The sequence below is a fragment of the Streptomyces sp. MUSC 14 genome (genome assembly GCF_001866675.1).
Classification (GTDB): domain Bacteria; phylum Actinomycetota; class Actinomycetes; order Streptomycetales; family Streptomycetaceae; genus Streptomyces.
This window is the reverse complement of record NZ_MLYN01000070.1, coordinates 101,698-125,758: the sequence shown is the minus strand read 5'-3', so window position 1 is coordinate 125,758 and position 24,061 is coordinate 101,698. Positions and strand designations below refer to the sequence as shown.

Annotated in this window: 21 protein-coding genes; 9 read left to right on the top strand and 12 right to left on the bottom strand. The window is 71.6% G+C overall.

All coding sequences use genetic code 11. From position 1 onward, the window contains the following. Positions 1-112 precede the first annotated feature (112 nt). Positions 113-571, top strand: a complete 459-nt coding sequence (locus BIV25_RS38295) for an RcpC/CpaB family pilus assembly protein (protein WP_371273118.1) — start codon at positions 113-115, stop codon at positions 569-571. A 138-nt stretch (positions 572-709) separates the two neighbouring features. Next, positions 710-1,168: a large conductance mechanosensitive channel protein MscL gene (mscL, locus tag BIV25_RS38290; protein WP_071377151.1), complete on the top strand. Its 459-nt coding sequence runs from the start codon at positions 710-712 to the stop codon at positions 1,166-1,168. Positions 1,169-1,313: 145 nt separating this feature from the next. Here the strand turns inward: mscL and BIV25_RS49830 are convergent, their stop codons facing one another. After that, positions 1,314-1,490, bottom strand: a complete 177-nt coding sequence (locus BIV25_RS49830; protein ID WP_107486579.1) for a hypothetical protein — start codon at positions 1,488-1,490, stop codon at positions 1,314-1,316. Between the two features lie 151 nt (positions 1,491-1,641). Here BIV25_RS49830 and BIV25_RS38285 point away from each other — a divergent pair, with 151 nt between their 5' ends. The 4 genes from BIV25_RS38285 (at position 1,642) to BIV25_RS38270 (ending at position 6,217) form a co-directional block, all read left to right on the top strand. Beyond that, on the top strand, positions 1,642-2,880 hold the full coding sequence (locus BIV25_RS38285) for a low temperature requirement protein A (protein WP_071377150.1): 1,239 nt from the start codon (positions 1,642-1,644) through the stop codon (positions 2,878-2,880). Between the two features lie 37 nt (positions 2,881-2,917). Next, complete coding sequence (locus tag BIV25_RS38280) at positions 2,918-3,946, top strand: P1 family peptidase (protein WP_107486577.1); 1,029 nt, start codon at positions 2,918-2,920, stop codon at positions 3,944-3,946. A 152-nt stretch (positions 3,947-4,098) separates the two neighbouring features. Then, positions 4,099-5,313 (top strand): Ig-like domain-containing protein, encoded by a 1,215-nt coding sequence (locus tag BIV25_RS38275; protein WP_177235558.1) that lies wholly within the window; start codon positions 4,099-4,101, stop codon positions 5,311-5,313. 157 nt (positions 5,314-5,470) lie between these two features. Next, on the top strand, positions 5,471-6,217 hold the full coding sequence (locus BIV25_RS38270) for a DUF6227 family protein (protein ID WP_071377148.1): 747 nt from the start codon (positions 5,471-5,473) through the stop codon (positions 6,215-6,217). A 46-nt stretch (positions 6,218-6,263) separates the two neighbouring features. Here BIV25_RS38270 and BIV25_RS38265 read toward each other — a convergent pair whose 3' ends face one another. From BIV25_RS38265 to BIV25_RS38245, 5 genes are all read right to left on the bottom strand, one after another. Beyond that, entirely contained in the window at positions 6,264-6,515 is a 252-nt protein-coding gene (locus BIV25_RS38265) for a hypothetical protein (protein ID WP_071377147.1), read from the bottom strand. Between the two features lie 122 nt (positions 6,516-6,637). Then, positions 6,638-8,881, bottom strand: a complete 2,244-nt coding sequence (locus tag BIV25_RS38260) for a fructose-specific PTS transporter subunit EIIC (protein ID WP_071377146.1) — start codon at positions 8,879-8,881, stop codon at positions 6,638-6,640. Positions 8,882-9,164: 283 nt separating this feature from the next. Then, positions 9,165-10,112: a 1-phosphofructokinase gene (gene pfkB / locus BIV25_RS38255; RefSeq protein ID WP_071377145.1), complete on the bottom strand. Its 948-nt coding sequence runs from the start codon at positions 10,110-10,112 to the stop codon at positions 9,165-9,167. Next, positions 10,109-10,870 carry a DeoR/GlpR family DNA-binding transcription regulator gene (locus tag BIV25_RS38250; RefSeq protein ID WP_071377144.1) on the bottom strand — a complete coding sequence of 254 codons (762 nt, stop codon included), beginning with the start codon at positions 10,868-10,870 and terminating at the stop codon, positions 10,109-10,111. Before BIV25_RS38250 ends, pfkB begins: the two co-directional genes overlap by 4 nt. Before the next feature lie 205 nt (positions 10,871-11,075). Further along, the gene (locus BIV25_RS38245) at positions 11,076-12,611 is read right to left on the bottom strand and encodes an MFS transporter (protein ID WP_071377143.1); all 1,536 of its coding nucleotides are present in this window, start codon (positions 12,609-12,611) and stop codon (positions 11,076-11,078) included. A 63-nt stretch (positions 12,612-12,674) separates the two neighbouring features. On the opposite strand from BIV25_RS38245, the gene BIV25_RS38240 reads away from it, so the two are divergent. Continuing rightward, positions 12,675-13,652: a YafY family protein gene (locus tag BIV25_RS38240; RefSeq protein WP_177235555.1), complete on the top strand. Its 978-nt coding sequence runs from the start codon at positions 12,675-12,677 to the stop codon at positions 13,650-13,652. A 99-nt stretch (positions 13,653-13,751) separates the two neighbouring features. Here BIV25_RS38240 and BIV25_RS38235 read toward each other — a convergent pair whose 3' ends face one another. From BIV25_RS38235 to BIV25_RS38220, 4 genes are all read right to left on the bottom strand, one after another. Beyond that, positions 13,752-14,348, bottom strand: coding sequence for a TetR/AcrR family transcriptional regulator (locus BIV25_RS38235; RefSeq protein WP_071377169.1), 597 nt, complete (start codon positions 14,346-14,348; stop codon positions 13,752-13,754). 340 nt (positions 14,349-14,688) lie between these two features. After that, positions 14,689-15,303 (bottom strand): methyltransferase domain-containing protein, encoded by a 615-nt coding sequence (locus tag BIV25_RS38230; protein WP_256257076.1) that lies wholly within the window; start codon positions 15,301-15,303, stop codon positions 14,689-14,691. Between the two features lie 1,116 nt (positions 15,304-16,419). Continuing rightward, the gene (locus BIV25_RS38225; RefSeq protein WP_071377141.1) at positions 16,420-17,418 is read right to left on the bottom strand and encodes an RNA polymerase sigma factor RpoD/SigA; all 999 of its coding nucleotides are present in this window, start codon (positions 17,416-17,418) and stop codon (positions 16,420-16,422) included. 631 nt (positions 17,419-18,049) lie between these two features. Next, positions 18,050-18,826 (bottom strand): dioxygenase, encoded by a 777-nt coding sequence (locus tag BIV25_RS38220; RefSeq protein ID WP_107486585.1) that lies wholly within the window; start codon positions 18,824-18,826, stop codon positions 18,050-18,052. 382 nt (positions 18,827-19,208) lie between these two features. Between BIV25_RS38220 and BIV25_RS38215 the strand changes: the two genes are divergently transcribed. Continuing rightward, positions 19,209-19,721 (top strand): MarR family winged helix-turn-helix transcriptional regulator, encoded by a 513-nt coding sequence (locus BIV25_RS38215; RefSeq protein ID WP_071377140.1) that lies wholly within the window; start codon positions 19,209-19,211, stop codon positions 19,719-19,721. Between the two features lie 54 nt (positions 19,722-19,775). Here BIV25_RS38215 and BIV25_RS38210 read toward each other — a convergent pair whose 3' ends face one another. Continuing rightward, positions 19,776-21,323 carry an MFS transporter gene (locus BIV25_RS38210; RefSeq protein WP_071377139.1) on the bottom strand — a complete coding sequence of 516 codons (1,548 nt, stop codon included), beginning with the start codon at positions 21,321-21,323 and terminating at the stop codon, positions 19,776-19,778. A 168-nt stretch (positions 21,324-21,491) separates the two neighbouring features. Beyond that, positions 21,492-22,184 (bottom strand): TetR/AcrR family transcriptional regulator, encoded by a 693-nt coding sequence (locus tag BIV25_RS38205; RefSeq protein WP_177235554.1) that lies wholly within the window; start codon positions 22,182-22,184, stop codon positions 21,492-21,494. A 641-nt stretch (positions 22,185-22,825) separates the two neighbouring features. Here BIV25_RS38205 and BIV25_RS38200 point away from each other — a divergent pair. Further along, on the top strand, positions 22,826-24,061 hold the full coding sequence (locus tag BIV25_RS38200) for a M6 family metalloprotease domain-containing protein (RefSeq protein ID WP_071377138.1): 1,236 nt from the start codon (positions 22,826-22,828) through the stop codon (positions 24,059-24,061).

Here is a 24,061-nt window from a genome sequence, read left to right as displayed (position 1 = left end):
TCCTTCCCCTCCTTCCCCTCCTCGCCTCTTCCCGCTTCCCGTCCGGCTCCCGCGTCCGCTGGGCACGGACGCCCCCGCGACGTGTGAGGTCCCGCAGTTCCCTCCGGTGTGGGTGCGCGGCGGGCGGTATCGGCTGCAACGGCTCGTACGGCACCGCAGGCGGGCCATCACGGCCGGCCTCGCGGTGACCGCGGCCGCCCTCGTCGCGGCCGGACCGCGCACAGCGGCCGAACCACACCACGCGGAACAGCCCCGCGGCCATCCGGTCACCGCCCCTGTACGGCGGCATGCACCGGTGGACGTGGTGACGGCACCCGTGCGGATCGCCGACGCCGCCACGGTCCGGCTGCTGCGGCCCGGCGACCGCGTCGACGTGATCGCCGCGGATGATCCGTCGGTCGGGGGCGCCGCCCGTGTGCTCGCGCGCGGTGTGCGCGTGACGGAGGTTCCGCAGCCTTCGGACGGCGGGGGCGAGAGCGGGGCGCTGGTGGTGCTGTCGGCACCGCGCGCCACGGCGGCCCGACTCGTCGGCGCGAGCGCCACGGCGCGGCTGGCGGTGACGCTGTGCTGAACCGACTGGGACGCTTTATCGGCGGCTTGCTGTCAAGTCGCACGATCGAGCGACGGGACTGGACACAATGGCCGCACCGTGCCGTAGGTTGCGGAGCGTTTCGTTCCACAACCTGTGTATGCGAGGAGTGTCCCCGAGGTGAGCGCGAAGAAGGATCCGAGCGTCTGGCAGGGCTTCAAGACCTTCCTGATGCGCGGCAACGTCGTCGATCTGGCAGTCGCGGTGGTAATCGGCGCAGCCTTCACGAGCATCGTGAACTCGGTCGTGAAGGGGGTCATCAACCCGCTGGTCGGCGCCTTCGGCACCAAGAGCCTGGACAACTACAGCTCCTGCCTGACCGGCCCGTGCACGGGCAGCCAGGGCATCCAGATCATGTGGGGCTCCGTCCTCGGTGCCACGCTCAACTTCCTGATCACCGCGGCGGTCGTGTACTTCCTGATGGTCCTGCCGATGTCGAAGTACCTGGCCCGGCAAGCGGCGCAGAAGGCCGCTCGGGAGGGCACGAAGGAGGTCATCGAGGTGACCGAGCTGGAGGTGCTCAAGGAGATCCGCGACGCGCTGATCGCCCAGCGCGGGTCGGGGCACGACGAGCGCTAGGCGGGTCCGGCGAAGTCCGGTGCGGTTCGGCGGCGCCCCGAAGGGGCGCGGGGAACTGCGCGACCAGCCACCACGGACCTGCAGATGACCGAAGGCGCATTGCGGCACTTCCAGCGGAGCGCTCAGCGGCGCCGCCGCGGACGGCTCAGAGGTGGTGGGGCGGCTTCTCGTCGAGGAAGCGCTTCAGGTCGGCGGCGCTGTCACCGTCCGTGCGCTCGCCCCATCCGCGGTCGGTGTCGTCCGAGGACTGCCGGTCCAGCGGGTCGTCGAAGACCAGTGCGGGCTTCGGGACGCGGGGCTCGGATTCGGGGGCGGTGCTCATGCCCCAAGGGTACGGCCCCGCTGCCGACGGCCCCGCGGTCCGCGCGCGGGGACGGCATCCGGCCTGGGCCTTCGGCCGGGACGTTGAATCCCAGCGCGTTTGTGAACTCGTTCACAAGATATCGGGCCGGTTTTCTGTTGTCCTGGGAGGCATGACGTCGAGTTCCGCTCCGGCGCCCGCTTCCCCGGGCGCACCCCAGTCCCCCGGGCTTCTGCGACGGCTCACCTCGCGCGGGCGCGACGAAGCGCACCGGGTCTCCTCCCCGCTAGAGCTGTTCTTCGACCTGTGCTTCGTCGTGGCGATCGCGCAGGCGGGCGGACAACTGGTGCACGCCGTCGCCGAAGGGCACGCCGGCGGCGGAATCCTCAACTACGCCATGCTGTTCTTCGCCATCTGGTGGGCCTGGATGAACTTCACCTGGTTCGCCTCGGCGTACGACAACGACGACGCCCTGTACCGGGTCGTCACGCTGGTGCAGATCGCCGGTGTCCTGGTGCTGGCCGCCGGCGTGTCCCAGGCCTTCCAGCACCACGACTACCTGGCGGTCTGGCTCGGCTACCTGATCATGCGACTGGCGATGGCCGCACAGTGGCTGAGAGCCGCGAGAGCGGCCACGGGCGCAGAGAGAACCATGGCGCTCCGTTACGCGTGCGGTGTGCTGCTGTGCCAGGTCGGCTGGACCGGGCTGGTGGTACTGCCCGGTCCCGCCCGGCCCTGGGTGTTCCTCGTGATGGCGATCGCGGAAATGTGCGTGCCGCTGTACGCCGAGAAGAGCGACACGACCGCCTGGCACCCGCATCACATCGCCGAGCGGTACGGCCTGTTCACCATCATCGTGCTCGGCGAGACGATCTCCGCGGCGACGGTCGCCGTGAAGTCGGCGGTGGACGAGCACAGCGCGCTGGGCGAGCTGCTGCCGATCGCGGCGGGCGGCCTGCTGATCGTCTTCTCCGCGTGGTGGATCTACTTCGTGGTCCCCATCCACGGTCACCTGCGCTCCAACGAGCAGGCGTTCCTGTGGGGTTACGGCCACTACCTGATCTTCGCGTCGGCCGCGGCGATCGGCGCCGGCCTGGAGGTCGCGGTGGAGCAGGTGGTCGGCAGGACCCACATCTCCGCGCTGGCCGCCTCGGCCGCGGTGACCCTGCCCACGGCGCTGTACCTGCTGACCGTCTGGGCGCTGCATTCGCGGCACTTCAAGGTCGGTATCGCGCAGCAGCTGGTACTGCCGGTCACGGCGCTGCTGATGATCTGCTGCACCTTCCTGGGCCACTGGGCGGTGCTCGCGGCCGGGCTCGTGTCCGCCGCCGCGGTGGCGACCGGAGTGACGCTGACGGCGCGCATGGCCGGCCGGGAGCGTACGGCGAGCGCAGGCGCATCGGCGGACTGAGCCCTCGCCGGCGCCCGGGCGAGCCACACTTGCCCCCATGACAGTTGACGCATTGACGGACGTCGCCGGGGTGCGAGTGGGGCACGCCACCCGCCGCGGGGACGGCTGGCTCACCGGCACCACCGTCGTCCTCGCTCCCGAGGGCGGCGCCGTCGCCGCCGTGGACGTGCGTGGCGGCGGCCCGGGCACGAAGGAGACCGACGCGCTCGACCCGCGCAACGTGGTGCAGCGGGTCGACGCGATCGTGCTGACCGGCGGCAGCGCGTACGGGCTCGACGCGGCGTCCGGGGTGATGGCCTGGCTGGAGGAGGAGTCGCGCGGAGTGCGGGTGGGGCCGGATCCGGCGCACGTCGTGCCGGTCGTGCCCGCCGCGTGCCTCTTCGACCTGGGGCGCGGGGGAGACTTCCGCGCGCGACCCGGCGCGGCGACGGGCCGCGCGGCGGTGGAGGCCGCGGCGGTGACCGCCCCGGGCGCCCCTGTGCCCGAGGGGTGTGTCGGGGCCGGCACGGGCGCCGTGGCGGGGCGGCTCAAGGGCGGTGTGGGCACCGCGAGCACGGTGCTCGACTCGGGCATCACCGTGGCCGCGCTGGCGGTCGTGAACGCAGCGGGCGCCGTGGTGGATGCCGGTACAGGGGCGCTGTACGGCGAGTTGTTGTTGCGGGGGCGGGTGGAGTATCCGCAGGAGCGCGTGGTGGAGACCGCGCGTCGACGGCTCGACGAAGCCGCCGCCAAGAACGCGCCGCCGCCGCTCAACACGACACTGGCGGTGGTCGCGACCGACGCGGACCTCTCCAAGGCGCAGGCGCAGAAGCTGGCAGGGACGGCGCACGACGGCATCGCGCGCGCCGTGCGTCCGGTGCATCTCCTGCACGACGGGGACACGGTGTTCGCGCTGGCGACCGGCGCGCGCCCGCTCGACAGGCATCCCCTGGCGCTCAACGACATCCTGGCCGCCGCCGCGGACCTCGTGACGCGCGCGATCGTCCGGGGCGTGCGGGCCGCCGAGTCGGTCGACGGGCCGGGCGGAGTGTGGCCGTCGTACGGGGAGTTGTACGAGGAGCGGTAGGGGCGGTGCGGGCGTCGGGCGGGGCCCGATTGTCGCGGTTCTGTCACGTGATGGCGTTCAGGGGAGCCGGCGGGAACCTACCCGGGGCCCGGTGCACTCTTTCTCCACGCACTGGAACGGATCACGCACATCACATGAACCTGGAGCAGCCCGTGACAACGCCGGACATTGCAGCGCGGCGCGTACTGGGGGCCTGTGCCGCCCTGATGGTCGGCACCCTCACCCTGACCGCCTGCGGTGGCAGCGCCAACGCCACCGACGACAAGGGCGGCAAGGACTCCCCCAAGACGTCGACCGCGAAGATCACGATCTCGGCGAAGGACGGCTCGACCAGCGCGTCCATCAACGCGACGGGCGTGCAGGTCAGCGACGGCAAGCTGACCGACGTGAAGATGACCGTGTCGGGGTCCGGGCAGACCGTGGCCGGGGCGATATCCGCGGACGGCAGCACCTGGAAGCCGAAGGAGCAGCTGGACCGCGGGACGAAGTACCAGATCGCCGCGACCGCGAAGGACGCGAACGGGCTGACCGCGGCGGCCAACTCCATCTTCACCACCGTCACCTCGGCGAACAGCTTCATCGGCACCTACACGCCGGACGACGGCAGCACGGTCGGGGTGGGCATGCCGGTGTCGTTCACCTTCGACAAGGCGATCACCGACAAGAAGGCCGTGCAGTCGCACATCACGGTCAACTCCAGCAGCGGTCAGCAGGTGGTCGGGCACTGGTTCGGGAACCAGCGCCTGGACTTCCGCCCGCAGGACTACTGGAAGGCCGGCTCCAAGGTCACGATGAAGATCGACCTGGACGGGGTCCAGGGCGCCGGCGGTGTCTACGGGGTGCAGAAGAAGACCGTCTCCTTCACCGTCGGCCGGTCGCAGGTGTCCACCGTCGACGCCAACACGCAGACGATGACGGTCGTGCGGGACGGTCAGACGATCAAGTCGGTGCCGATCTCCGCGGGCAGCGCGGAGCACACGACGTACAACGGCCAGATGGTGATCTCCGAGAAGTTCGTGCAGACGCGTATGAACGGCTCGACGGTCGGCTTCGGCGGGGAGTACGACATCCCGGACGTGCCGCATGCGATGCGGCTGACCTCGTCGGGGACGTTCATCCACGGCAACTACTGGTACAACAAGGGCAACCCGCCCTTCGGGCGCTCGGGCACCAGCCACGGCTGTGTCGGGCTCGCGGACGTGCAGGGGGCGCAGGGCGACACCCAGGCCAAGTGGTTCTTCGACAACTCGCTCGTCGGGGACGTCGTGATCGTGAAGAACTCTCCGGACACGACGGTCTCCCCGGACAACGGGCTGAACGGCTGGAACATGTCGTGGAGCGCCTGGACCGCCGGAAGTGCCGTCTGAGCGGCGACTTTTGACGTGACGTGGGGCCGCGCGGGAACTTCTCGCGCGGCCCGCGCGTTTTCCCGGCGTACGTTTTCTCGGTTCCCGGACATGATGTCCGACCGAGGGGCTACGGTATGCACCCACAAGGTGACATGCAGCAACGCCGGGAGATGTCTTGAGCGTTCCGTACGAGACGGCAGCGTACGAACCAGCCGAGTCGCCCGAGTCTCCGGAGGAGCATCTCGCGCGACTCCTCGGCCGTGCCCTGAACTCCTTCGAGCTGCCCGACGAGGTGATACGTCAGCTCGACTGCGCGCTGGCGCACGACAGTTCGCTCCACTCCGCGTACCACAGCGCGGGGCTGCACAGGGAGACGTACCGGCACACCTGGCTGCTCGCCGACGGCTCGGCGGTCACGCTGTGGGAGCTCGTCCACAACCCCGCGCCGGGCAGCGCACCGGAACACGAGGTGTACGTCGACGACGAGGAGTTGCAGACGGCCACGGCCCGGCTCGGGCTGCCCCCGGACGCGCCGGAGTTCGAGCTGCCCGCACTGATGCGGCTGTGGGCGATTCCCGAGCCCCGGCACGTGTTCGCCTCCGGCGACTCCGCGGACCACGCGCGCCGGCTGCTGCGCCGCGCGGAGAATCCGGACCGGCCCGGCGCGGAGACGGCGGCGCTGCTGGCGACGGCGACCGCGCACGAGATCACGCAGGCGTTCGGGCGCCCGGGGCGGGCCGGACGCATGGGATTGAGCTACGCGCTGTACGAGCATGCCTTCCTGCTGCCGGACGAGAGCGAGATCTCCCTGTGGGAGGCCGAGCACACGGCGACACCCGACGGTCGGCACATGTGCGAGGTCTACATGTCGGAGGACGAGGCGCGGGACGCCATGGAGCGGCGGGCGGCGCGACAGGGGTAGTGCGGGCAGGAACGGCGCAGGCGGGCAGCGGAGGTGACCTGTGCCGTCAGCCGTCGGCGAGTTGCCGTGCCAGGCCGGCGAACGCGGCCTGTTCCGCGGGGCTCAGCTCGACGGTCTCCAGCTCGGGGCCGACCCGGGTCTGGCGCGGCAGGGCCGGCAGCGGGGCCGTGGCGCGTCGCGCAGAGGACCGCAGGCCGGCGCGGTCCAGCAGGCGCAGCAGGGTGAGGGCCCAGACGACGGCCGCCATGGCGAGGACGGCCACGCCGATCAGCTGGAGAATCGGGACGTGCTCAGGCATGCGTCCCAGTACACACCACGGTCCGGGACTTTGATCCCGGACCGTGACGTATCTCGCAGGTGCCGCGAACAACTCACAGCGAACTAAAGGGACAAGGCGCAGGGCGGGGGGCGCGACCGCGGTCAGGCCGCCACCGGCTGCTTGGCCCCCTTCGCGGTCGTGGTGTTCGCGGGGCCGCCGGGCGTGGACTCGGGGCTCTGCTTGCGCATGCCCTTGAGGAGGACGACCAGGGCCGTGGTGGCGCAGACACCGGCCGCGATGGCGACCAGGTACAGGAACGGGTTGCCGATCAGCGGGACCACGAAGATACCGCCGTGGGGGGCGCGCAGGGTGGCGCCGAAGGCCATCGACAGGGCGCCGGTGAGCGCGCCGCCCACCATCGAGGACGGGATGACCCGCAGCGGGTCGGCCGCGGCGAACGGGATCGCGCCCTCGGAGATGAAGGAGGCGCCCAGGACCCAGGCGGCCTTGCCGTTCTCGCGCTCGGTCGGGGTGAAGAGCCTGCCGCGCACGGTGGTGGCCAGGGCCATCGCCAGCGGCGGGACCATGCCGGCCGCCATCACCGCGGCCATGATCTTCATCGCGGAATCGCTGGGGTTGGCGACCGCGATGCCGGCGGTGGCGAAGGTGTAGGCGACCTTGTTGACCGGGCCGCCCAGGTCGAAGCACATCATCAGGCCGAGCAGGGCGCCGAGCAGAATGGCGTTGGAGCCGGAGAGGCCGTTCAGCCAGTCGGTCATGCCCTTCTGGGCGGCGGCGATGGGCTTGCCGACCACCACGAACATCAGGAAGCCGACGATCGCCGCGGAGATCAGCGGGATCACCACCACGGGCATGATGCCGCGCAGCACGGCCGGGATGTCGATCTTCTGGATCGCCAGCACCACACCGCCGGCGAGCAGGCCGGCGACCAGGCCGCCGAGGAAGCCCGCGTTGATCGTGGACGCGATCATGCCGCCCACGAAGCCGGGGACCAGGCCCGGCCGGTCGGCCATGCCGTACGCGATGTAGCCGGCCAGGACCGGGACGAGGAAGCCGAAGGCCACGGCACCGATCTGGAACATCAGGGCGGCCCAGCTGTCGGTCTGCGTCCACACGAAGTGGTCCATGACCGACGGCGCCGACTTGATCTTGTAGCCGCCGATCGCGAAGCCCAGGGCGATGAGGAGGCCGCCCGCGGCGACGAACGGGACCATGTAACTGACGCCGGACATCAGCCACTTGCGGAGCTTGGTGCCGTAGCCCTCGGTGGAGTCGCCCGCGCGCTCGACCGGTGTGCCGCCGGACGCGGACGCCGGAGCGCTCGTCTCACCGCGCGCCGCCTTCTCGCGCACCTCGCCGATGAGTTCGGCGGGGCGGTTGATGCCGGCCTTCACACCGACGTCGACGGTCGGCTTGCCGGCGAAGCGGTCCTTGTCGCGTACCGGGACGTCGTGCGCGAAGATCACGCCGTCCGCCGCCGCGATCGCCTCCGGGTCGAGCCGGGTGAAGCCGGCCGAACCCTGCGTCTCGACGACCAGCTCGACGCCCGCCTCGCGACCGGCGTTCTCCAGGGACTCGGCCGCCATGTAGGTGTGGGCGATACCGGTCGGGCAGGAGGTGACCGCCACGATACGGAAGGGGCGCTCGCCGGAGTCCGGGGCGGACGCGCTCTGCGCCCGCCCCGTCGTGGTGACCGCTGCGGCGCCGGCGGAGGCCGCCACCGGCGTCGCAGCGGTGTCCTGGGAGGCGCTCACGGCGCCCTCAGCAGCGCCCGGGGCCACCTTCGCGCCCCCATCAGCGCCTTCGCCGGCTTCCGCGCCGTCGGCGCCCCGGCCGGCCGCCGCGCCTTCGGCCGCACCCGTGCGCCCGGCGCTCGCCGTAGTGGCCGCGCCCTCCCCCGCACCCTCCCCCTCGGGCTCCGCCGTCCGCGCCGCCGACGGCTTCTCGTCCCCGCGGATCAGTGCCGCCGCCGTCTCCGCGTCCGCCACCGCCCGCAGCGCCGAGGTGAAGTCGGCGTTCATCAGCTGGCGGGCCAGGGAGGAGAGGATCGTGAGGTGGGCGTCGTCCGCGCCGGCGGGGGCCGCGATCAGGAAGATCAGGTCGGCCGGGCCGTCCGGGGCCCCGAAGTCGATGCCGGCGGCGCTGCGGCCGAAGGCGAGGGTCGGCTCGCTGACATGGGCGCTACGACAGTGCGGGATGCCGATGCCGCCGTCGAGGCCGGTCGGCATCTGGGCCTCGCGGGCGGCCACGTCGGCGAGGAAGCCCTCCAGGTCGGTCACCCGGCCCTGGGCCACCATGCGCTCGGCGAGGGCACGGGCCGCCGCTTCCTTGGTGTCGGCGGACAGGTCGAGGTCGACCAGGTCCGCGGTGATCATGTCGCTCATCGCGGGCTCCAATGCACGCGTATCGCCCGGGGGAAGGGGTGGGCGGAAAGGGGGACGGGGGTGCGGTGGGGGCATGGGACCGGGTGGGAGGCGGGGCCGGGGAAACCCCGTCTCCCGGGGGCGGCACCGTGGCTCGGCCGGTGGTGCCGCCCGGTGGCCGCGGCGAGTAACGGGGAGTCCCGCCGCTTCGGGGCCGGTGGGGTGCGTGTGTCCGGGGGTGTCGGTCGGGGGCGCGCGCCAAGGTGCCGAGAGCCGGGGCGTCCGCCACGGAGCGCGAGCCGGGTCATGACACCGGCTCCGTCAGTTCGCGGTCGAGGGGGATCTCGGCCGTGACGGTCACCGCCGACGGGTCCAGGTCGGCGGGCGTCGGCATCACACTGCCGGGGAGCTGGACGGCGGCGGCGCCGTGGGCGACGGCGGAGGCGAGGGCCTCGGGGCCGCTGCCGCCGGCGATCAGGAAACCGGCGAGGGAGGAGTCGCCGGCGCCGACGTTGCTGCGGACGGTGTCCACGCGCGCGTGGGCGAACCAGGCGCCCGTGTCCTCCACGAGGAGCTGCCCGTCGGCACCCAGGCTCGCGAGCACGGCGCGCGCGCCCATACCGCGCACCTCCTCGGCCGCCTTCAGCGCGTCGCCCACGGTGGCCAGAGGGCGCCCGACGGCTTGCGCGAGCTCCTCGGCGTTCGGCTTCACCACGTCGGGCCGCGCGCGCAGCGCCTCCAGCAGCGCACGCCCCGAGGTGTCCAGGGCGATGCGCGCTCCCCCGGCGTGAGCCCGCGTGACGACATCGGCGTACCACGAGGGGGCGAGCCCCCGGGGCAGGCTGCCGCAGCACGCGATCCAGTCGGCGTCGCGCGACTGGTCCCGCACCGTGTCCAGGAGGAGTTCCTGCTCCGCGGGCGACAGCTCGGGCCCCGGCGCGTTGATCTTGGTGAGCACCCCGTCGGTCTCTGCCAGCGCGATGTTGGAGCGGGTGGCTCCGGCGACCGGTACCGGCGCGACCTCGATGCCCTGCGCGTCGAGCAGATCGGCGATGAGCGCCCCCGGCGCACCACCCAGGGGCAGGACGGCGACCGTGCGCTGTCCGGCGGCCGCCACGGCGCGCGAGACGTTCACTCCCTTGCCGCCCGGGTCCATGCGCTCGCCGGTGGCGCGGATGACCTCGCCGCGTTCCAGGGCGGGGACCTCGTAGGTGCGGTCGAGGGAGGGGTTGGGGGTGACGGTGAGGATCATGCGCGCACTACTTCCGTGCCGCCGCGCTCGATGGCGGCGGTGTCTTCGGGGCTCAGCCCGCTGTCGGTGATCAGCAGGTCCACGTCGCTCAGGTCGGCGAAGCGGGCGAAGTGCTCCTGGCCGTGCTTGGCGGAGTCGGCCAGGAGCACCACGCGGCGGGCGGCGGCGACCGCGGCCCGCTTCACCGCGGCCTCGGCGAGGTCGGGGGTGGTCAGGCCGTGCTCGGCGGAGAAGCCGTTGGCCGCCACGAAGAGCACGTCCGCCCGGATCTCGCCGTACGCGCGCAGCGCCCAGGCGTCCACGGCGGCGCGCGTACGGTGCCGCACGCGCCCCCCGACGAGGTGGAGCTGGATGCCGGGGTGGTCCGCGAGGCGGGCCGCGATCGGCAGGCTGTGCGTGACGACGGTGAGCGAGGACTCCAGCGGGATGGCGGCCGCCAGCCGCGCCACCGTCGTACCGGCGTCGAGGATCATCGTGCCCTCGGTCGGCAGTTCCGTGAGGGCGGCCTTGGCGATGCGGTCCTTCTCGTCGGCGGAGGTGCCCTCGCGCTCGGCGAGGTCCGGTTCGAAGTCGAGGCGCCCGGCGGGAATGGCGCCGCCGTGGACGCGGCGGACCAGACCGGCGCGGTCGAGGGCCTTCAGGTCGCGGCGGATCGTCTCCGCCGTGACCTGGAACTCCTCGGCGAGCGACAGCACGTCCACCCGGCCGCCGTCACGGGCGAGCCGGAGGATCTCCTGCTGCCGTTCCGGTGCGTACATCCCGCTCGCCTCCGCCTCGATGTCCGTTCACTTCCGAGCCATGCCCGAACGTGTGGTTTCACTGCGAGGCTACGCGCGGCTTTCCGGAATGTAAACAGGTTCAGACTTCAATCGGGCATGAACGGACTTCCGATCCCGCAGAAGAGCCCGGCACCTGATCGGTGCCGGGCCCTGCACGTCGCGGGTCGCGACATCTCCCGCCCGGTCAGGGCACCAGCTCGGGTTCCTTCTCCAGCGCGGGCAGCTCCTCGTCCTCCGCGCCCTCGACGTGCTGCGCCGGCCGCTTCGGCAGGGCGGACATCAGCAGGAAGATCGCGCCCATGATCCCGGCGACCCACCACAGCGCGTACTGGAAGGCGTGCACGAAGGCCGGGCCGACCTGGGCCGGGGCCAGCCGGTCGCCGATCCGGCCGAAGAAGACCACCGACACGAGCCCGAGCCCGAGCGCGTTGCCCATCTGCTGCACGGTGTTGATCAGCCCGGACGCGGAACCGGCGTGCTCGCGCGGTACCTCCGAGAGCACCGCGTCCGTCAGCGGGGCGACGATCAGGCCCATGCCGGCGCCCATCACGACCAGCGGCAGGGCCATCTGCCAGGAGGCGATGGCGGGGCCGTAGCGGTGGGCCTCCCACAGGTAGAGCAGCACACCCGCGCCCATCACGAGCGCGCCCGCCTGGAGCACCTTGCGGCCGAAGCGCGGGACCAGCTTCTGCACCGACATCCCGGCGGCCACGGACACCGCGATCGAGAAGGGCACCCCGGTCAGCCCGGCCCGCAGCGGACTCCAGCCCAGGCCGATCTGCATGTACAGCGTCCAGACCAGGAAGAAGATGCCGAGCGCGACTCCGAAGACGGTCTGTACGGCGATGCCCGCGGCGAAGCTCTTCACCCGAAAGAGGGACAGTTCGATGAGCGGGGAACCGTCCCGAACGGCCTTCCGTTTTTCGTACGACAGCAGGGCGGCGAAGACGACGAGGGCGCCGGCCATGCAGAGGTACCCCCACAGCGGCCAGCCCAGCTCCCGGCCGCGGGTGAGCGGGTAGAGCAGCATCAGCAGGCCCAGCGAGACCAGGGTGACACCGACGAGGTCCAGCTTCAGCGCCTTGGGCGCCTTGGACTCGGTGATGAAACGGCGGCCGAGGAGGAAGGCCGCGATACCGACGGGGAGGTTGATGAGGAAGATGGGCCGCCATTCGAGGCCGAACAGGTTCCATTCCGTCAGCAGTGCGCCGAGCAGCGGACCGGAGACCGCGCCCAGACCGACGACGGCGCCGAACAGACCGAAGACCTTGCCGCGCTCATGGGCCGGGAAGGTGGCGTGGACGATCGACAGCACCTGAGGCACCATCATCGCCGCCATGCTGCCCTGAAGGATGCGGGAGGCGACCAGCATGTCCGGGTTCACGGCGAAACCGCACAACGCGGAGGCGAGCGTGAAGCCGCCGATGCCGATCAGGAACAGTCGCCTGCGGCCGTGGATGTCGCCGAGCCGGCCGCCGGTGATCAGGGCAGCGGCGAAGGCGAGGGCGTACCCGGCCGTTATCCACTGGATCTGGGTGATGGACGCGTCGGCATCGCGCTGGATGGACGGGATGGCGATATTGACGATCGTCACGTCCACCAGATCCATGAAGGCCGCCGTCATGACGATGGCCAGGGCGAACCAGCGGCGCCGGTCGCCCGGAGCCGACGCGTCGTCCGGGGACGGCCGAGGGGTGAGGGTCTGTTCCGAGGAGGTCATGTCCGCAAAGCTAGGAGGCCATTAGGTCAGATCGTGTCCTAGTCGTACGGCATTCTCGTCCGTATGACTACCGACACACCGGCTCGGCTGTTGCAGTTGCTCTCACTCCTCCAGACCCCGCGCGAGTGGCCCGGCGGGGAGCTGGCCGATCGGCTCCGGGTGTCGCGCCGCACCGTGCGGCGGGACATCGACCGGTTGCGGGAGCTGGGCTATCCGGTGCAGGCGACGAAGGGCGCGGACGGCGGGTACCGGCTGGTCGCGGGCAAGGCGATGCCGCCGCTGGTGCTGGACGACGAGGAGGCGGTGGCGATCGCGGTGGGGTTGCGGGCCGGAGCCGGGCACGCGGTGGCGGGCGTGGACGAGGCGTCGGTGCGGGCCCTGGCCAAGCTGGAGCAGGTGCTGCCCTCCCGGCTGCGTCACCGGGTGTCCACCCTGCAGGCCGCGACCACACCGCTGACCAGCGGGGACGGCGCGAGCATCGCACCGGAGACGCTGACCGTGATGGCGTCGACGGTGGCAGGCCACGAGCGGCTGCGGTTCGCCTACCGCGACAAGGAGGGCGGCGAGACGCGGCGGCTGACCGAGCCGCACCGACTGGTGTCGACAGGAAGGAGGTGGTACCTGGTCGCCTATGACCTCGACCGGGCGGACTGGCGTACGTTCCGGGTGGACCGGGTGAGCGAGCCGTTCGCGACCGGAGTGCGGTTCGCGCCGCGGGAGTTGCCGGCGGGGGACGCCGCCGAGTATCTGCGGCGGTCCATCAACCGGCGGCAGGAGACGTACGAGTTCACGGTGCGCTTCGCCGCTCCGGCCGGGCAGGTCGCCACGCGGGTGCCGGCCTGGCTCGGGGAGCCGGAGGACGACGGGAAGGGCGGCTGTGTCCTGCGGGGCACCTCCGGTGATCCCGTGGAGTGGCTGGCGGTACGGCTCGCGATGGCCGGGTTCGAGTTCGCCGTCCGGGGACCGGAGGAACTGGCCGAATGCGTACGGGAGTTGGGCGGACGGCTGAGCCGGGCGGGGAGGGGAGAGTCGGACGGCTGAGCGGGGCGGGGGTGGCGGGGGAGGGAGGGGGAGGAGAGAGCGGAAGGCCGGGAATTCGACTCCGGGTCCGCTCAGTCCTGACCCCGGGGGCGTTCCCCGTCAGGTGGCCCGGCCCTGCTCGCGCCAGTCGAATCCGCTCAGTGCTCTGAGGTTGTGCAGCGCCAGGGCCGCCGGGCCCTCGGGGCCGGTCGGCGGGGAGGAGGTGGCCGCCCAGGACTCCACGGCCACGCGGACGGCCGTGCCGGCGACGGCGGCGGTGAAGCGGAGGGCAGGGGTGATGGCGGCGGGTCCGTCGGGTGCCAGGCGCGTCGCGAGGATCTCGACCAGGGTCGTCTCCGACGTCTGGCACACCTCGGCCCAGACCTTGCGCAGGGCGGGGCTGCTGTCGGCCAGCCGGATCAGGGTGCGGACCCACTCCCAGGAGGCCGCCGAGACCCCGACACCGGGGGTGAGGGTGAGGCGCACGGCGTGCTCCAGCGCCTGCGGGACACCGAGGTGGGCCGGAGCCGCGCGGACCGCTTCCGCCCAGCGCTGGGCGCCGGCGGCGTAGAGCGGGGCGACCGCTTCCTCCTTGGTGGCGAAGTAGCGGTAGAAGGTGCGGGGTGCGATGCCCGCGGCCTGCGCGATGTCCTCGGCGCGGGTCGCCCGCAGGCCCTGGCGGACGAACAGCGCGCCCGCCGCCCGGGCGATCTCCATCCGGGTCTCGGCCTTCCGGCGCTCGGTCAACGAGACCGGGGCGGGGGCGGAAAACTGCTGGTGGGAGGCGCTGGGGGTGGTGCTCATTCGGGCAGGCTATGCCCATGTGGCAGAATCTGCCATCCGCGCGGTCCACCCCGGGGTTCAGGTACGGGGTGGGCCGCCGTTCCAACGTTTCCCCCCGTTCCAACGTCTCCCGCCGTTCCCACGTGTCACGCCGTCGTCGGCGCGTCTGCGCTCCGTGTTCAGGGAGTGCCCTGACTACACCTCTGCCACCACCACGTAGAAGGTGACCGTGGCGAGGAACGGTCCCCGGCCGAGGTGGGTCAGCCGAGGTGGGTCAGCCAGGATTCCGCCGCCTCGTCGGTGAAGTAACCGGCAGTGACGGCAGGGCGCGTGGTGCGCTCCAGGCCGAGGATGTGGTCGGCGGCCCGGGCGTCCAGGAAGACGGGGTGACGGGAACGACGTCAGGGACGGTGAAGCCCGCCTCGGCCGCCAGTCGGGCGAGTTGCCGGCCGATGGCCGCGTTGCGTACGACGCGCTCGGCCACATAGCGGGTGCAGACGCGGGTCAGCTCACCGTCCGGGTGGTCGGCGGCCAGGGTCTCCCCGTCGGGCTCGCCCGTGACGAGGCGCCCGCCCGGCCGCAGAACCCGGTGGATCTCGGCGAGCGCCGCCCGGGGAACGGCGATGTGTTGCAGGACCCGGTCGGTCCGGGCCCGGTCGGCGGACCGGTCGGACAGCGGCAGGTCGTGGACGTCGCCGTGCCGTACGTCCACCGCGGGCAGCTCGGCGGTGCGGGCGCGAGCCGTGTCCACCATGGCGGGGTCGTGGTCGAGGCCGATGACGGAGCCGCCCGGGGTGACCGCCGCCGCGAGGAACCGCAGATCGGTGCCGGGCCCGCAGCCGAGGTCGAGCACGGTGTGCCCGGCACGGAGGCCGAGTTCCTCAAGCATGCGCTGCTTGTACGAGCGGCCGGGGGGGCGGTCGCCGCGAGCCGGTCGAGGTAGGTGACCGAGTCGGGCCCGGTCGTCTCGAACGCGGAGGACGTCATACGGCCCAGTCAATCAGCCCGGTCACGTCGCCCCGCACCCGCAGGAGTTGGCCTCTCCCGCAACTCGCCCTCCCGCACACTTGCCTTTCCCCCGGAGGGAGACCGGAAGGTGGGCCCGTGCGCGACGGCACCCCGCCCGCGCACCCTGGAGGAGACGGAACTCGTGCACCGGTCGGCGCCCCTGTCCGAGAGCGAGCGGCGACGGCTGACCAACGGCCCCTGGACGGCTTCCAGAACGCCGTCTTCGGCACTCCCGAGCCCGCCGAACCGATGGATGCAGACACCGACACAGGATGTCTCAAGTACGCCGTGCCCGGACCTCGTTGCCCTCGCCCGGTGCGAGCCGACCGTGCAAACCCTTCAGACCCTGCAGACCGGGCAGACCGGGCTGCTCCGACACCTCGAAGCCGCCGCCCGCAACTGCCCTGACCGATTGGACGGTCACGGCACTGCGCTTCCACGCACCGGCCGCCCGAGCAGCCGCCGACGGACTTTCCGCAGGCAGGAGCCGACCACCTCGCGTACAAGAGAGCCGGGCTCCGGCACCCAGGGGGGATGGGTGCCGGAGCCCGGCTTCGGAAGGTCCCGGCGCCGGGGGGGATGGTGCGTCGGGACGTGGTTCGCGTGGGGACGGCCGGCGGCGCTGGATCGGCTGCCGTGCGGTGCGGCTGTCAGGTGTGTCGGGCGGGCGGTGTGTCAGACACTCTGGGGAGTGCGGTCCGGGTTCCCGGGGGGCTTGCGCTGGGCCCGCATGGGTTGTTCCCGCGAGCCCGGGCGTTGAAGCGACAGGTCCACGCCATGTTTGCGCCGTCTTTCGCCACCGGCGTGCGCGGTCCCGGGCATCGCACGCCCACAACCACCCCCACCCTCCGCAGCGCACACACCTCACACACCGCGCGCAGCGCGCACACGACTCCGCAGACGCCCCCTCCTGTTCCGTCGACGCCTCGTCCTGCCTTCCGTTCGCGGTCGTACGCCGTTCCTCGACGGGAGCGGCGTACGACCGCGGCTACGACCGTTACGCCGCCGCGTCGAATCCGGTGTCCCGCGCCAGCTTCTTCAGTTCGAGCAGCGCGTGCTTCTCGATCTGGCGGATGCGCTCGCGGGTCAGGCCGTGCTCCTTGCCGACCTCGGTCAGGGTGCGCTCGCGGCCGTCCTCGATGCCGTAGCGCATCTTGATGATGGAGGCCGTGCGCTGGTCCAGGCGGCCGATCAGGTCGTCCAGTTCCTCGCTGCGCAGCAGGGTCAGGACGGACTGCTCGGGGGAGACCGCTGAGGTGTCCTCCAGCAGGTCACCGAACTGGGTCTCGCCCTGGTCGTCCACCGACATGTTCAGCGACACGGGGTCGCGGGCCCAGTCGAGGACGTCGGTGACGCGCTCCGGGGTGGAGCCCAGCTCCGCGGCGATCTCCGCGGGCTCCGGCTCGCGGCCGTGCTCGCGGTTGAACTCGCGCTGGATGCGGCGGATACGGCCCAGCTCCTCCACCAGGTGGACGGGGAGCCGGATCGTGCGGGACTGGTCGGCGATGGAGCGGGTGATGGCCTGCCGGATCCACCAGGTGGCGTACGTCGAGAACTTGAAGCCCTTGCGGTAGTCGAACTTCTCGACCGCGCGCACCAGGCCGGCGTTGCCCTCCTGGATCAGGTCCAGCAGGGGCAGGCCGCTGCGCGGGTAGCGCCGGGCGACGGCGACGACCAGGCGGAGGTTGGAGCGGATGAAGACGTCCTTGGCCCGCTCACCGGCGACGACCAGCGCCTCCAGTTCCTCACGGGTGGCGTCCGACGCGGACTCCTCCTCGCCGTCGAGGACCTGCCGCGCGAACACACCCGCCTCAATGGTCTGGGACAGCTCGACCTCCTTGGCGGCGTCGAGCAGCGGCGTACGCGCGATCTCGTCGAGGTACATGCCGACCAGGTCACGGTCGGCGATCTCGCCGCCGTGTGCGCGAAGCCTGCTTGCCGAGTCGGCCGTCTCGCCGGAGGCGGACTGACGACGGGCGACGGCACGGGTTGCCATGCGTGCTCCCTTGCGATGGTGGGCTGGCAGGTGGTCCTGTGGACGCTCAGCACTCCGGGGACTGTGTAGGGACTCTCCTCGACTGCCCTGCGTCCGATGGAAACAACGACTGGAATCCGGACAGAATTCCCAACCTGCCCTCCGATTTTTCTGATCATGCAGTACCCTGTCCCGCCGCATGGGGCGAGAGGGGCCGCCGAACCTACAGAGACGCAGGTCAGACCGGGAGTCGAGGTGGATCTCGACGCGCTCGCGGTGATCCACGAGCCCTGCGCCCGCGAGACGATCGTCACACTCGGTGTCGCGCCCCTCACGCCGGAACGAGCCCTGGAAGGACCAGCCCCGGAAGACCGTCGCCGTCGACCGCCCTCCCGACCCGGAAGACGGCCCGCGCCGCCCGATGGTTGCCGCGCAAGCGGAATCACGGCAAATCCAGAGCTAGGCCATATCCAGCCCTTACCGGGCGAAGACCGCGCACGCCAGCAACCACCCAACGCCCAACGCCCACCATCCACGGCCCGCCGTCCGCCGCACATCACCCACCGCCCCGTCCCCCGTCCCCCGTCCCCCGTCCCCCGCGGCAGCCGACACGCAACGCCCTCTCCGGCTCCGGCATTCCCCAGGCGGAACCTCAGCCGAACTGCACCGACCGCTTCGCCATGCCCATCCAGAACCCGTCGATCACGGAGGTCACGGACTTCTGCGCGTCCAGTTCACCGCCCGCCTCGGCGGCGCCCATCGTGACGAAGAGCGGGGCGAAGTGCTCGGTGCGCGGGTGGGCATAGCGGCCGGCCGGGGCCTTGTCGAGGAAGTCGAGCAGGGCGTCCCAGTCGCGGGCCTCCAGAGCGCGCCGGCCCCAGTCGTCGAACTCGGAGGACCAGCTCGGCACGCCGCCGCCGGTGTGCCGCAGGGCGGCGAGGTTGTGGGTGAAGAAGCCGGAGCCGACGATCAGCACGCCCTCGTCGCGCAGCGGGGCGAGCTTGCGGCCGAGGTCCATCAGGCGGACCGGGTCGAGGGTCGGCAGGGAGACCTGGAGGACGGGGATGTCGGCGTCCGGGTACATCTCGACGAGCGGGACGTAGGCGCCGTGGTCGAGGCCGCGGTCGGGGATGTCCTGGACCGGGACGCCGGGGGCGCGCAGCAGTTTGCGGACGGACGCGGCCAGTTCGGGCGCGCCGGGGGCGGCGTACCGGACGCGGTAGTAGTGCTCGGGGAAGCCCCAGAAGTCGTAGACGAGGGGGACCGTCTCCACCGCGCCGAGTGCGAGGGGGGCCTCCTCCCAGTGGGCGGAGACCATGAGGATCGCCTTCGGGCGGGGCAGGCCGGCGGACCAGGCGGCGAGCTGTCCGGGCCAGACGGGGTCGTCGGCGAGGGGCGGCGCGCCGTGGCTGAGGTACAGGGCGGGCATGCGCTCCGGCGACGCCTCGGCGGGCATCTCCTGCGGCACGGCGGACACAGCAGACGTAGCGGATACAGCGGACACGGCGGACATGGCGGCGGCTCCCAACGGCAGGTCCAACGACTGGTCTTCGCGAGGTCCCCGAGAAGCCCCCGAGAGGCCTCCGCCAGACTCCCGTCAGGCACCCGTCGGGCGCCCGACAGAATTGCGGGAGCACCCCGGAAAGGCCCCGGAAGAACTCGGGGGGGACTCGAAGGAGCTCAGAGGAACTCGGAGGAACTCGGAAGGGCTTCGCGCGAAGATCCCAGAGTTGTTTTAACTCTCAAGTTCCATCCGCAGCATACGGCCGACTTGTTCAAGTTTCAAGGAGATGCCTCGTACAGTGGGACACATGAACACGGCACCCGACCCCGCCGCCGCGCGGCACCGCTGGCTCACCGACGAGGAACAGCGCGTCTGGCGCGCGTACATGCACGCCACCACCCTGCTGGAGGACCACCTCGACCGGCAGCTCCAGCGCGACGCCGGGATGCCGCACATCTACTACGGCCTGCTCGTCGGACTCGCCGAGGCGCCCCGCCGGCGGCTGCGGATGACCGAACTGGCGATGAAGTCGAAGATCACCCGCTCCCGCCTCTCGCACGCCATCGCGCGGCTGGAGAAGAACGGCTGGGTGCGCCGCGAGGACTGTCCCTCCGACAAGCGCGGCCAGCTCGCGGTGCTCACCGACGAGGGCGCCGAGGTGCTCGCGCGGACCGCGCCCGGCCATGTGGCGACCGTGCGACAGGCGATGTTCGACCGGCTCAGTCCGGAACAGCAGAAGGCCCTCGGCGAGATCATGGGGATCATCGCCGAGGGCCTCCAGCCCAACGAAGCGGGTGCGGACCTGCCCTGGCTCCGCTAAGTCATCCTGCACGCCGTCGTGTGAGCTGACCTGCGAGCCGTCCTGCGGACAGGGTCAGTGGGCCACCACCGGCACCGGCAGCTCGTCCTCGACGCCCTCGCCCTCGCCGGAGGTCACCGGGGTGGAGCCCGGGCGGCCGGCGTTGACGAAGGTGAAGGCGATCAGGGAAGCCACGGCCAGGATGCCGACGGCGAACCAGATCGCGCTGCTGTAGCCGTGCACCATGCCCTGGAGCTTGACCAGCTCCTGCTGCGGCTTGGCGGCGGCACCGGCGATGTGGTCCTTGATGTAGGACGTGGTCGCCGAGGCGGCGATGGTGTTCAGCAGGGCGGTGCCGATCGCGCCGCCCACCTGCTGCGAGGTGTTGACCATCGCGGAGGCGACACCGGCGTCCCGGGGCTGCACACCCTGGGTGGCCAGGGACATCGCCGGCATGAACGCCGTACCCATACCGAGGCCGAGCAGCACCATCGCGGGCAGCAGCTGGGTGAGGTACGCGGAGTCGATCTTCAGCTGGGTGAGGATCAGCATGCCGAGCGCGGCGACCAGGAAGCCGGGGCCCATCAGGAAGCGGGCCGGGACCCGGGTCATCAGGCGGGCGCCGATCTGGGTGGACCCGGTGATCATGCCGGCCACCATCGGCAGGAACGCGAAGCCGGTCTTGACCGGCGTGTAGCCCTTCACGACCTGCAGGTAGTAGGTCAGGAAGAGGAACAGGCCGAACATGCCGATGATCGCGAGGCCGAGGGAAAGGTAGATCCCGCCGCGGTTGCGGTCGGTCACCACGCGCAGCGGCAGCAGCGGGGCCTTGACCCGGGCCTCGACGACCACGAAGGCGAGCAGCAGCACCGCGGACGCGATGAACATGGCGACGGTCACGCCGTCGCCCCAGCCGTCGGACTCGGCGCGCGTGAAGCCGTAGACGAGCGCGATCAGACCGAGCGAGGACAGGATCACGCCGGGGATGTCGAGCGGGGAGCGGTTGCGGCCGCCCTGGGGCTCACGGATGACGAAGAGGGCGCCGAGGGCCGCGACGACGGCGAACGGGATGTTCACGAAGAACGTCCAGCGCCAGTTCAGGTACTCGGTGAGGAAACCGCCGACGATCAGGCCGACGGCACCGCCGCCGCCCGCGATGGCGCCGTAGATGCCGAACGCCTTGGCGCGCTCCTTGGCGTCGGTGAACATCACCGCGAGCAGGGAGAGCGCGGCCGGGGCGAGCAGCGCACCGAAGACACCCTGGAGGGCGCGGGCGCCGAACATCATCGGGCCGGTGGTGGCGGCGCCGCCGAGCGCGGAGGCGAGGGCGAAGCCGGCGAGGCCGGTGACGAAGGCGCGCTTGCGGCCCCACTTGTCGGCGATACGGCCGCCGAAGAGGAGCAGGCCGCCGAAGGCGAGGGCGTAGGCCGTGACGACCCACTGCCGGTTGCCGTCGGATATGCCGAGGTCGGTCTGGGCGGAGGGGAGCGCGATGTTCACGATGGTGGCGTCGAGGACGACCATCAGCTGGGCGAGCGCGATGAAGACGAGCGCCTTCCAGCGGTTGGGGTCGACGCCGGGGGCGGTGACGCCGAAGGCGCCTTTGCGGTCCGTTTCGGACATGGGATTACCCACTTCGGGACTTTCGTGACGGAAAAGGCTGAAGTAAAGCGAAAAAACGGGAAGACGGTGGCGCGGCTCGTCGACGGCGGTGGCGACGGACCGGTCGGGCGGCCGGGTCGGGCGGCCGGGATGTGAGGGTGGACTGGGACGCGGGGCCGAACTAATCGGTCAGGGCTTGCGCAGCTCCCTGACGGTCACGGCCTCGCCCGGCAGGGCGGAGCGGGCGGGTGCCCGCAGACCGTCGAGGAGGAGTTGCAGGTGACGGTGGACGAACCGGTCGCTGTGCAGGCAGTCCGTGCCGGCCGGGGGCCGGCTCAGCTGCGCCACGGCGATCATCACGTCGCCGACACCGACGTCCGGCCGGAGCTGCCCGGCCGCCCTGGCCCGGCCCATGACCTCCTCGATGAGCTGCTCCAGGCGCTCACGGGAGGCTTCCAGGTCGGGGTGGTGCTGGTCGAACGTGCTGGAGACCATCGGGCACAGCGCACTGATCCGCTCGTCGGCGGAGGCGTGCACGAAGCGCTCCAGCGCGGCGAAGGCGTCGCCGGTCTCGGCCAGGGCCAGCTCGGCCGCCTCGGCCGTACGGTCCACGACGGAGCAGACGACCTCGCGGACGAGGGCCTCGCGGTCGGGGAAGTTTCGGTACAGCGTGGCGTTGCCGACGCCGGCCCGGCGGGCGATCTCGTCCAGCGGCACGTGCGGGCCGTCCTCGACGAACATCTCCCGGGCGGCGGTGACGATCCGCTCCCGGTTGCGCAGGGCGTCGGCCCTGGGCCGGGGCACCTTGCGCACGGCCGGGGTGGTCGCGGTCGACACGGCGTACTCCTCACTGTCGAAGTGACGGGGCCCGGCCGGAAGCATCGGGAGCTCCGAGAACTCCTGGTTCCCCTGGATCTCCTGGATCTTCCGGATCTCGCGGATGTTCCAGATCTCCTGGATCTCCGGCGGGCGATGATCGCGATCCGGGGAAGCAGTCCCCGTTTCGCTCGGACGCAGGGTTAAACGGGGAGCGGGTCCCCGGATATTTCCCTCCCGCGCAAAGAATCCCTGTGACCTGAGCCACACTCATCTCGGGCCGGGATTCACCCTCTTGCGACCCCGTTTTCCCACGATCGGTCTCCTCCGACGCGCGCCCCGCACCTCGTCGACACAGGGTGAGCGCAAGGGTGCAGTCGGCGACCGGCGGCTGCCGTGGAGCGAGAGGCCCGTGCATGCATCCGCAGCCACCCCGCCGCATACGTCTCCCCCACGAGAACATCCCCCACGACCACCCGACCGCGGACCGCATCCCGCACGAGGGCCGGCGCGAGAGCCGTCGGAACGAGAGCCGTCGACGCGAGAGTACTCGGCACGAGAGTCCGCCCGACGGCCTGTACGACGCGGCCGAGGCCCCCTCTCTGACCTCTCTGGCCCCCCTGGTCCCTTTGCCCCCTTTGGCCTCTTGCCGCGGGAGATCCCGGGCCGGCGGGGCGCGCAGCCGACGCCGGATACGCGCGCGCCGGGTGGCCGCCCTCACCGCGGTGACCGCACTGACCCTCGCGGTCAGCACCTCGGCCGGGACCGGACATCTGACGGCGCCCACCACCGCCGGGCCCATCGCCCTGGCCCACTCCTCCGCCTTCGCGCCCTGCATGATCCACGGCAGCCCCGACATCCAGATGACCGAGGGCGTCCCCACCCCGCACGGCTACTCCCGCTCCACGGGCACGGTCCACGCGCTGACCCTGATGATCGACTTCTCCGACGCGCCCGGCCAGGGCAGCGCCATGGACCGCTTCCACGAGTTCTTCCCACAGACGCAGGAGTGGTTCCGCACCGCGTCGTACGGCCGGCTCGACTACGTGCCCGAGACCCCGATCACCGGCTGGCTGCGGATGCCCAAGCCCTTCAAGGCGTACGGCATAGACCGCGGCGCCCCCTTCGACCCCGGCTACCGCCAGCTGGTGCAGGACATGGTGGCCGCGGCCGACCCGGCGGTGGACTTCCGCTCCTACGACCTCCTCAACGTCCTGGTCACTCCGAACGCCGGCCCGTCCGCCCTCGACACCGTGCTGTCCGTGACCTTCGCCGGGAACGGGGAGGCGCCGGTCGCCGACGGCGTACCCGTCGCCAACGCCTCCTTCATCTACTCCCGCCAGGACGACGGCTCCGGCTCCTACGCCCACACCGGCTACCGCGTCCTGCCGCACGAGAACGGACACACCTTCGGCCTGCCCGACCTGTACACGCAGGAGGGCGGGGGCGCCGTCGGCCACTGGGACATCATGAGCGAGGACTGGGGGGCCGACAACGATCTGCTCGGCTGGCACAAGTGGAAACTGGGCTGGCTGGACGCCTCGCAGGTGCACTGCGCGGTTCGGCCGGGCAGCACCGAGTACACGCTGACGCCGCTGTCGCGGGCGGGCGGCGAGAAGCTGGTGTTCATCCCGACGGATTCGCACGGCGGATACGCGCTGGAGCTGCGCACCCAGGGCGGCAACGACGAGGCGGTGTGCCACCCGGGCATCCTGATCTACCGGGTCGACGCGACGGTCGACACCGGCCGCGGCCCGATCACGGTCCGCGACAGCCACCCGAAGAGCGGCGGCTGCACCCGCACCCCCAACGTCCAGGCAGAACTCTCCGACGCCCCCTACTCCCCCGGCGAGACCTTCAAGGACCCCGGCCACGGCATCACGGTCCGGGTACGGGAGAAGGACGAGGACGGGAACTACCGGGTACGGGTGACACGGAGCTGA

What these genes read in the sequence shown, in the direction of transcription:
- BIV25_RS38210 (WP_071377139.1), bottom strand. Translation starts at nt 21,323, where the DNA reads ATGTCCGAAACGGACCGCAAAGGCGCCTTCGGCGTCACCGCCCCCGGC.
- BIV25_RS38220 (WP_107486585.1), bottom strand. Translation starts at nt 18,826, where the DNA reads ATGCCCGCCCTGTACCTCAGCCACGGCGCGCCGCCCCTCGCCGACGAC.
- BIV25_RS38250 (WP_071377144.1), bottom strand. Translation starts at nt 10,870, where the DNA reads ATGTACGCACCGGAACGGCAGCAGGAGATCCTCCGGCTCGCCCGTGAC.
- BIV25_RS38260 (WP_071377146.1), bottom strand. Translation starts at nt 8,881, where the DNA reads ATGAGCGACATGATCACCGCGGACCTGGTCGACCTCGACCTGTCCGCC.
- BIV25_RS38205 (WP_177235554.1), bottom strand. Translation starts at nt 22,184, where the DNA reads ATGCTTCCGGCCGGGCCCCGTCACTTCGACAGTGAGGAGTACGCCGTG.
- BIV25_RS38240 (WP_177235555.1), top strand. Translation starts at nt 12,675, where the DNA reads ATGACTACCGACACACCGGCTCGGCTGTTGCAGTTGCTCTCACTCCTC.
- pfkB (WP_071377145.1), bottom strand. Translation starts at nt 10,112, where the DNA reads ATGATCCTCACCGTCACCCCCAACCCCTCCCTCGACCGCACCTACGAG.
- BIV25_RS38215 (WP_071377140.1), top strand. Translation starts at nt 19,209, where the DNA reads ATGAACACGGCACCCGACCCCGCCGCCGCGCGGCACCGCTGGCTCACC.
- BIV25_RS38280 (WP_107486577.1), top strand. Translation starts at nt 2,918, where the DNA reads ATGACAGTTGACGCATTGACGGACGTCGCCGGGGTGCGAGTGGGGCAC.
- BIV25_RS38245 (WP_071377143.1), bottom strand. Translation starts at nt 12,611, where the DNA reads ATGACCTCCTCGGAACAGACCCTCACCCCTCGGCCGTCCCCGGACGAC.
- BIV25_RS38265 (WP_071377147.1), bottom strand. Translation starts at nt 6,515, where the DNA reads ATGCCTGAGCACGTCCCGATTCTCCAGCTGATCGGCGTGGCCGTCCTC.
- BIV25_RS38235 (WP_071377169.1), bottom strand. Translation starts at nt 14,348, where the DNA reads ATGGAGATCGCCCGGGCGGCGGGCGCGCTGTTCGTCCGCCAGGGCCTG.
- BIV25_RS49830 (WP_107486579.1), bottom strand. Translation starts at nt 1,490, where the DNA reads ATGAGCACCGCCCCCGAATCCGAGCCCCGCGTCCCGAAGCCCGCACTG.
- BIV25_RS38285 (WP_071377150.1), top strand. Translation starts at nt 1,642, where the DNA reads ATGACGTCGAGTTCCGCTCCGGCGCCCGCTTCCCCGGGCGCACCCCAG.
- BIV25_RS38230 (WP_256257076.1), bottom strand. Translation starts at nt 15,303, where the DNA reads ATGCTTGAGGAACTCGGCCTCCGTGCCGGGCACACCGTGCTCGACCTC.
- BIV25_RS38225 (WP_071377141.1), bottom strand. Translation starts at nt 17,418, where the DNA reads ATGGCAACCCGTGCCGTCGCCCGTCGTCAGTCCGCCTCCGGCGAGACG.